The sequence below is a fragment of the Paenibacillus sp. Root444D2 genome, assembly GCF_001426375.1.
In the GTDB taxonomy this organism is placed as follows: Bacteria; Bacillota; Bacilli; order Paenibacillales; family NBRC-103111; genus Paenibacillus_E.
Window position 1 is genome coordinate 202,538 of sequence record NZ_LMEO01000053.1, and the last position, 7,614, is coordinate 210,151.

At 52.4% G+C, this 7,614-nt stretch carries 4 protein-coding genes, 8 tRNA genes and 1 pseudogene; all 13 read right to left on the minus strand.

Annotated features, from left to right (window positions below; genetic code table 11):
* Nucleotides 1–35: 35 nt before the first annotated feature.
* A pseudogene (locus ASD40_RS39590) lies at nucleotides 36–620 on the minus strand (discoidin domain-containing protein); the annotation flags it as partial.
* A gap of 24 nt (nucleotides 621–644) precedes the next feature.
* Nucleotides 645–2,210 (minus strand): extracellular solute-binding protein, encoded by a 1,566-nt coding sequence (locus ASD40_RS35965; RefSeq protein WP_082562678.1) that lies wholly within the window; start codon nucleotides 2,208–2,210, stop codon nucleotides 645–647.
* Between the two features lie 35 nt (nucleotides 2,211–2,245).
* Complete coding sequence (locus ASD40_RS35970; protein WP_057307933.1) at nucleotides 2,246–3,115, minus strand: carbohydrate ABC transporter permease; 870 nt, start codon at nucleotides 3,113–3,115, stop codon at nucleotides 2,246–2,248.
* A gap of 9 nt (nucleotides 3,116–3,124) precedes the next feature.
* Nucleotides 3,125–4,033 carry an ABC transporter permease gene (locus ASD40_RS35975; protein WP_327205328.1) on the minus strand — a complete coding sequence of 303 codons (909 nt, stop codon included), beginning with the start codon at nucleotides 4,031–4,033 and terminating at the stop codon, nucleotides 3,125–3,127.
* 151 nt (nucleotides 4,034–4,184) lie between these two features.
* Nucleotides 4,185–6,431 carry a helix-turn-helix domain-containing protein gene (locus ASD40_RS35980; protein ID WP_057307937.1) on the minus strand — a complete coding sequence of 749 codons (2,247 nt, stop codon included), beginning with the start codon at nucleotides 6,429–6,431 and terminating at the stop codon, nucleotides 4,185–4,187.
* 309 nt (nucleotides 6,432–6,740) lie between these two features.
* Nucleotides 6,741–6,825: transfer RNA gene (locus ASD40_RS35985), tRNA-Leu, on the minus strand.
* A gap of 45 nt (nucleotides 6,826–6,870) precedes the next feature.
* A tRNA-Lys gene (locus tag ASD40_RS35990) sits at nucleotides 6,871–6,943 on the minus strand.
* Between the two features lie 19 nt (nucleotides 6,944–6,962).
* Nucleotides 6,963–7,039, minus strand: a tRNA-Asp gene (locus tag ASD40_RS35995).
* A 30-nt stretch (nucleotides 7,040–7,069) separates the two neighbouring features.
* Nucleotides 7,070–7,146 (minus strand) — tRNA-Met (locus tag ASD40_RS36000).
* 36 nt (nucleotides 7,147–7,182) lie between these two features.
* Nucleotides 7,183–7,258, minus strand: a tRNA-Val gene (locus tag ASD40_RS36005).
* 23 nt (nucleotides 7,259–7,281) lie between these two features.
* Nucleotides 7,282–7,356: transfer RNA gene (locus tag ASD40_RS36010), tRNA-Glu, on the minus strand.
* A 36-nt stretch (nucleotides 7,357–7,392) separates the two neighbouring features.
* Nucleotides 7,393–7,484: transfer RNA gene (locus ASD40_RS36015), tRNA-Ser, on the minus strand.
* Between the two features lie 27 nt (nucleotides 7,485–7,511).
* Nucleotides 7,512–7,587 (minus strand) — tRNA-Asn (locus ASD40_RS36020).
* Nucleotides 7,588–7,614 lie beyond the last annotated feature (27 nt).

Consider the following 7,614-nt stretch of genomic DNA (forward strand, 5'->3'; position numbering starts at 1 on the left):
TCCGGATGCGGCTTATATACCTGGACCTCGGTAATACTGTTCCAGTCCGTCGATCCGGTGCCGAGCCCCACGATCCGCACATATCGGCCCGTCGTCGGGGTGAAACCGAACGCCTCCAGTTGCAACGAGTTGCCGCTACCGCTGCCCGAGAACACGGTCGTCCAGGTATCGGCATCGGCAGACACCTGAATATCGAACTTCAGACTACGCTGATCACCACGATAAAAGGCCATGCCGATATAGCCAATCGTCTGTATGGCCCCTAGGTCAAGCTGCAGCCATTGGCCGACGCCACTTGCCGACCAACGGGTCGTCAGATCTTGATCGATAGCGTTGTCAGGGATATTCTCATCACTCATACTGGCGCTGGCAGCTACAATCGTAAGCGCTTTCACAATTTCTGTTGCAGAAGCAACCTGAACCTCTCGCGCAGCAGAAGAAATCTCGCCTGCCCTAAGCTCTTGTCCGCTTACTCCCTGCGTCGGTGCCCATGCCAGCGAAGAAAACAGAAGCAGCCCCGCTACTCCCGCGCTCCAAATCCGTTTTATCCTCTTCATCCCATGCCCCTCTTTCTCCTTTTGATAAGCCGATCCGTCCGCCCGGTCATCCGGGCGAACCATCAACTGTTTTCCGTATCGCAAAGCCTATTTCATATATCGGTCATAAGCAGCCTGCTGAATACTAATCACTTCATCCAGTCCCATCGCCTTAAGCTGCTGGCGGAACTTCTCGAAGTTGCCCGCTACCGGCTCCGTTCCCAGCACCCACTTTTGGAGCTTCTCGTCGGTGAACGTCTGGATGCTCTTCATGATCGAATCAAGCTTTTTCTTCTCCTCATCCGTAAACGTCAGGACTGGAAACTGCTCGATCGGGTATTTCTTCTCATTGTACTCCTTCACTCCAGCCAGAGCGGTCTTGTTCGTCCATTGCTCCTCATAGGCAAAATCCTGATAGAAGCCAACTTCCATCTGCGCCCCCTCCGCCTGCAACGCCTCAAGCACCGGCTTACTGCCTGTCAGCAAACTGTCCTTGAATTTCGGCTTGCCGTCTACGAGATTGTAGTGCACGCCTTCGATCCCAAAATTCATCAGTCTCCGTCCTTCCGGAGTAAACCAGAAATCGAAATATTTGATCGTTTCGACCTGATGCTTGTTGGAGGTGGAAATAGCCCACCCACTCTCACTCACCGTAGGCCGCTTCGTTTCTTCACGGACGACCCCGTCGCTGCTGGCCGGAGGGGCCATCGGTGCGAACAGGATGCCGGGTACTTTATCCTTGAGAGTATCATTATAGCTCGCCGTACTGGAGAACCAGTCATGTGAAACGCCACCGACGTTATCGCCGAGCAGCACCTCGCGTGCCTTCGCCCCGCGGGTGAAAATTTCTGGATCAATCAGACCTTCCTTATACCACTTAGCAATATTCGCGACCGCCGTCTCGTAGTTTGCCTCATAAGGGCCATACTTCACCTTGCCCTGGTCCGCATATATGCCGCGGTATGAATTCCAGAACAGCAGTAGATCTTGTGCTCCTCCTTTGTTCACACGGTTGAAGTACGGAATTTCATCAGCTTTGCCATTTTTATTGGGGTCCTTCTCCTTGAACGCCTTCAGTACCTGGTACAGCTCGTCAACCGTTTTCGGCTGCTGCATATTAAGCGCTTTCAACCAATCCTGACGGATAAACCAGCCCTTCGCGACCAGTCCATCCGGGACGAACGAAAGGAAATACATCTTGCCGTCAGGTGCCGTAGCGAATTTCTTCACATCCGGCCGCTGCTCCAGGAACGCCTTAATATTGGGCGCATGCTTGTCGATCAGCTCATTTAGTGGAGCGAACGCGCCCTCGGAGCCGTATTTGTTGAAATCCCCCTTCACGTTGTAATGCACAATGTCGGGAATGTCGCCGGATACCATCATCAGATTGAACATTTCTTTGCTGTTGGTCGCCGTCTGCGAAGCGGTTCCCTTCAACGTCACATTCGTACGCTTAGCCGCTTCCTTGAATACCGGGAAATTATTGTCGTAAATATACCGATCGCCGTAATGCATATGCATCGTCAGCTCCACCGGCTTGCCCTTCTCCGTTCCTTCGTTCGGTGCAGACGAAGGCGCCGCTTCCTTGACATCCTGACCGCATCCTGCCGCCGATAAAGCCACAACCAACGTCAGCGCAGCCCCAACTCCTTTTTTCCATACCTGTTGCTTCATATTTGTACGTCCCCCTTTTGTGTAGTGGAGCCAACTTACCCTTTCACGGAACCAACCAAGGCCCCTTTGGCAAAATATTTCTGAATCAGTGGATAGACGACCATCATCGGGATGATGGAAACAATAATAGTGGCGTAAATGACCGTTTCCTGGGAAACGAGTGTCGCGGAGCCGAAATCGACCAACTGCTCGCTCAGGTTGTTTTCCACGATCAGCTTCTTCAGCAGCACCTGCAGCGGAATTTTATCTTTGTCCTTCAGGACGATCATCGCCCAGAAGTACCCATTCCAGCGCGTAACGGCATAGAACAACCCGACGGTCATCAGCGAAGCCCGGGACAACGGCAAGTACACCGTCCATAAAATCCGGTAATCACCTGCGCCGTCAATCTTCGCCGCCTCCTCCAATTCCACGGGCACGCTTTGGAAAAACGTACGCAGAAGAAACACGTAGAAGGTCGTCACCGCGAACGCGATAATGATGGTAAACCGCTCATTCAGCATACCCATATCCCGCAAATTCAGATAGAAAGGAATCATCCCGGCGTGAAACCACATCGTCAGCGCGATCAAAAAATTGATGACGCCCTTCCCCTTCAACCTTTTCTTGGATAGTGGGTAAGCTCCACAAATCGTCAAAAGCAAGCTTACCAACGTGCCCACGACCGTGTAATAGAGCGTGTTGGCGTAGGCCACCCAGATGCTTTTCTGCATCAGGACCTTGACATAAGCCTCCAGATTGATGTTCACCGGCAGCAACAGCACCTTGCCAGATACGACCGCATCGCCAGAGCTCAGCGAGGCCGACAGCACATACACGAACGGATACAGCGCGGCAAGCCCAATCACCGATAACAAGAGCATATTGACCGCATTGAAGCATTTATCACCTAACGAGGTTCTCATTCCATTCACCTACCAAAGTCCAGTATCGGTCAGCTTCTTGCTGAGCCGGTTAGCCATAATAACGAGCAACAGACTGACGCTGGCGTTGAACAACCCGGCGGCTGTCGCCAGATCGTACTGCCCTTCCTGCAGGCCGGACCTGTACACATAGGTGCTGATCACGTCCGCCGTCTCATATGTTGAGGGCTGATAGAGCAGTATAATCGATTCGTAGCCAACTTCCATCAGCTGTCCGATCTTGAGGATCAGCATGATCGCAATCGTCGGAATGATCGAAGGCAGCGTGACGTTCCATATTATCTGGAATCGACCAGCCCCGTCTATCTTTGCCGCCTCGTACAGCGCCGGGTTCACCCCGGCCAATGCCGCAATGTACACGATGGCGCCGAAGCCCATCTCCTTCCATATATCCATGAAAATAATATAGATGGTCCGGAAGTACTCCGGCTTCGTCAGGAAATACAGCTTCTCCCCGCCCAGCAGCTGGAGAATGGAATTGACGATACCGGTGGAAGGGGCGAGAAAGTTCGTGACGATACCTGCCACCACCACGATGGAAATAAAATGAGGCAAATACGTAAATGTCTGGACGAATTTCTGGAACAGCCGGTTTCTCACTTCGTTCAGCAGCAGCGCCAGCACGATCGGCGCTGGGAAGGCGAAGATCAGCTGGTATAAGCTGAGCAGCAGCGTGTTTTTCAGCGTTCTCCAGAAATACGGGCCATTAAAAAATTGTTTGAAATGCTCCAATCCAACCCAGGTGCTACCCTCGATGCCTTTGAACAGGCTGAAATCCTTGAAGGCGATTTGCAGTCCATACATCGGTTTGTACATAAATAACACATACCATGCCAGGAATGGTATCAGCAGTAAATACAGCCGCCATTCCTGTACAACATGCTTTCTGATCGTTACCACCAAAAGCGCTTTCAACTCCCCCTACTTCTAGGATCATTTGTCGTATCCCGGATACAATCCTCACTATAATGAACAGGGTTAGGGGCGTCTATCACCATGATTTTGGTATCACCATCATTTCACGATGGGGAGAAAAATCGATGTGTTTTAGCTATTTAGCTTCGTTCAGACCACTATTACTCGCATATTGACCGGGTGAGACGCCCTCATATTTGCGGAACATGCGAATGAAGGTGTTAACGTTATTACAGCCCACCCGCAAAGCCAGCTCGGCGATTTTCACCTTCTCCGTGTCCATAATTTCTTTGGCCTTCTTCACCCGGTATAAGTTTAAGTAATCCTTGAAGTTCTCACCCGTATGCTTCTTGAAGGCTCCGCTAATATAGCCAAGTGAGAATCGATGCATCTCCGCAATCTCCGACAAAGACAGGTCGCGAGTGTAATGCTCATGCACGTAGTCGACGATGCCTTGCATCTGCGTCTGATCCAGCATCTTCTGCTCCGAATGAATGAGTCCGATCAACCGCTCGAACAGCTCGAACAAGGCCGACCTTGCCTCGGCATCCTCAGCCGCATGATGAAGCTTCCGGAGTGCCTCCGCCACTTCGCCCTCATCCGTATCCAGTACTTTGTTCAACTGCTGGAGAATTCGGTTTACCGTATTTTGTAGAGCGTATACGAAATGCGTCCAGCCGGTCCCGCCGATCGCCTCCCTGCTCCGATTCTCATCCAACAACCGCTGCAGCAGAAGGAAAACGTTCTCCCGTTGTCCGCGAATGACGCTCCCGATCAGCTCGCGCTCCCCATCGAGCGGATAATAAAAGCGGTCGTTCATCTGGCCATCCAGATCGCTTCGGACGATGACGAGACGGGACGTGCGCAGTACCCCATAATCCAGCCACTGCACCGCCTGCCGGTAAGCCCGTTCCCACTCGCCGCCCGCCAGAACCGGGTCGCCAAGCGCAGCGACCAGACGCAAGCCGACGCTTGCCTCGATCTCCATCAGCACCGAGCTGACGATCCGCTTCGCCCGTTCGCTATCATCCCCCTGCAGCATGATGCCCATGCGGCGGTAGTCGAAATCGAATACTTCGCATAAGCCTTCCTCACTCAGCCGCTCCGAGAGCAGCAATTGAAGCTGCGACTTAAACGTGACCAGAGCTTCCTTCGTGTAGTGACTCGCCACCTCCGAGTAGCTGGCGAATTCAACCACGCATACCAGACTTGGCGAGGCTAGCCAGACGAGGCCGTGCTTCTCCAGCTCAGCGGCCGCCCGTTCCTGCGGCAGCAAGCCATGGAGCAAGTCCCGCAGCAGCTTGTCCTTAAGCGAAACCTTGCTTTGCATCATCGCTTCCCGCATCTGTTCGTTAGCTCTCTTCATCCGGGCTGTCGTATCGCGTATAAACGTAAATTCATCCCTTTCCTCCGACTCCTTCTCCTCTAAGTCTTCATCCGAGCGCAGCAAGCTGACGACATGCCCGATCGGCAGGTACATCCGGCGGGAAATCCAGTAGGCCAAGCCCCCGCCGAGCAGCAGCAGCAGTACATAGACAAAGCCCGTTACCGTCAACTGTTCCTTCATCGCCGACCAGGGGGCGAACCGTTCCGCCACGTAGACAAACGTCCAAGTCGGCAACACCTGAGAGCGCAGCGTATGCACGGACAGACCGTCTCGGAACGAAAGGCCGTCTTTTCCTGACTGAACCGTCGGGAGCACGTTGTCGCGAACCTCATCTTTCCGCTCCGGCTGGAAAGCGGACTTGTAGGCGAGAAGCCGCTCCCCATCCAGAATGGCGATGGCACTTTCGCCGTCGAGCCCGAGTACCGGAAGTAGATAGCGTTCGTGGAAGGATAAATAGAAATACAAAGCGCTGCCCGGGAGCGCTTCCACTTTTTTCGTAAGTGTAATCAGGGTATCGGCTTCGTATGGCTTCGGCGTCCGGCGCACCCCCATGTCTTCTGCCTCGTCCGAATCAGGCGTCAAGCCCATTTCACTCCAGTACCGGTCCTTTGTAATCGTGTTGCTGGGCGTGATAACCAGATCGTCATTGTCCTTGGTAATGTCGATACGGTAACCGAAATCACGGAACGCATTGCTGCTCTTCTGAAGCTCATTGTAGATGCTCGTAATGTTCGCATAGTCCCGTTGCGGATTGCGTGCATATGCGACAATCGATTCCTGTTCCTTCATCTGGTCCGACAGCGTAAGTGCGAAGCGCAGTTTCATATCCGCCTGATCTCGCATCTGTTCCAGATAGACCGCCTGTTTGCGGTACAATTCCCGGTTGACGTGTTCGTTGCTCTGGTAAATGAACAAGCCTGCCGCGATCAGCGTGTAGAGAATCACCAGCACCAGATAGGCGGACAGCAGCTTGAGAAAAAATCTTTTTTTGATCATGGGAACCCTCCTCTATCTACGAAAGAGATTCAGATACTATAACCGGAAGGAGCCGGTCTGTCTATCGTCATTATTTTGCTATCTCGATTTCTTCACGAATCCGCTCTCGGAGCTGTCGTACTGCCGCAGATGCATTATCTTGAAGAAGACGCCTCAATTGATCAGCCTCAGATTACAGCATGTCATTCTCCAAGCGTAACTGACGGTCCTCGGCCTGCAAGCGTTATTCTCAGCATGTACATACGCGACAACAATATCATGTAAAAGAAAAAAACCCTTCTTAGGAAGGGTTTCGTGCGTAGAGTATGATGCGGTCAAGAGGACTCGAACCTCCACGGGGGGTTAGCCCACACGGACCTGAACCGTGCGCGTCTGCCAATTCCGCCATGACCGCAAAATCAGAGAAACTTTAGACGTAGTCTAAAGTTCCTTATACTACTGAGTCATGTAGGATTCGAACCTACGACACCCTGATTAAAAGTCAGGTGCTCTACCAACTGAGCTAATGACTCATGTCCAGAAATAAAAAAATGGCGGAGCTGACGGGATTCGAACCCGCGGTCTCCTGCGTGACAGGCAGGCATGTTGGGCCACTACACCACAGCTCCACACTATGTAAACAACTCTCAAAAAGAGTTTGGTTGCGGGGGCAGGATTTGAACCTGCGGCCTTCGGGTTATGAGCCCGACGAGCTACCGGGCTGCTCCACCCCGCGACATTACTAGCATGATATTTTATTATAGATAAAATATGGTGGAGGCTGACGGGATCGAACCGCCGACCCTCTGCTTGTAAGGCAGATGCTCTCCCAGCTGAGCTAAGCCTCCATGGGATAGAACTAGAAAAATGATGGTGACCCGTAGGGGACTCGAACCCCTGTTACCTCCGTGAAAGGGAGGTGTCTTAACCACTTGACCAACGGGCCTCGTAAACAGGCTTTTCTTATGTAAAAGTTTATTGGTGGCGGAGAGAGAGGGATTCGAACCCTCGAGACGCTTGTGACGCCTACACGATTTCCAATCGTGCTCCTTCGGCCAGCTCGGACACCTCTCCATGAAAAGCCTGATATGTTATAAAAAATGGCTCCCCGAACAGGACTCGAACCTGTGACAACTCGATTAACAGTCGAGTGCTCTACCAACTGAGCTATCAGGGAAAACTGCTTGGCAACGTTCTACTCTCC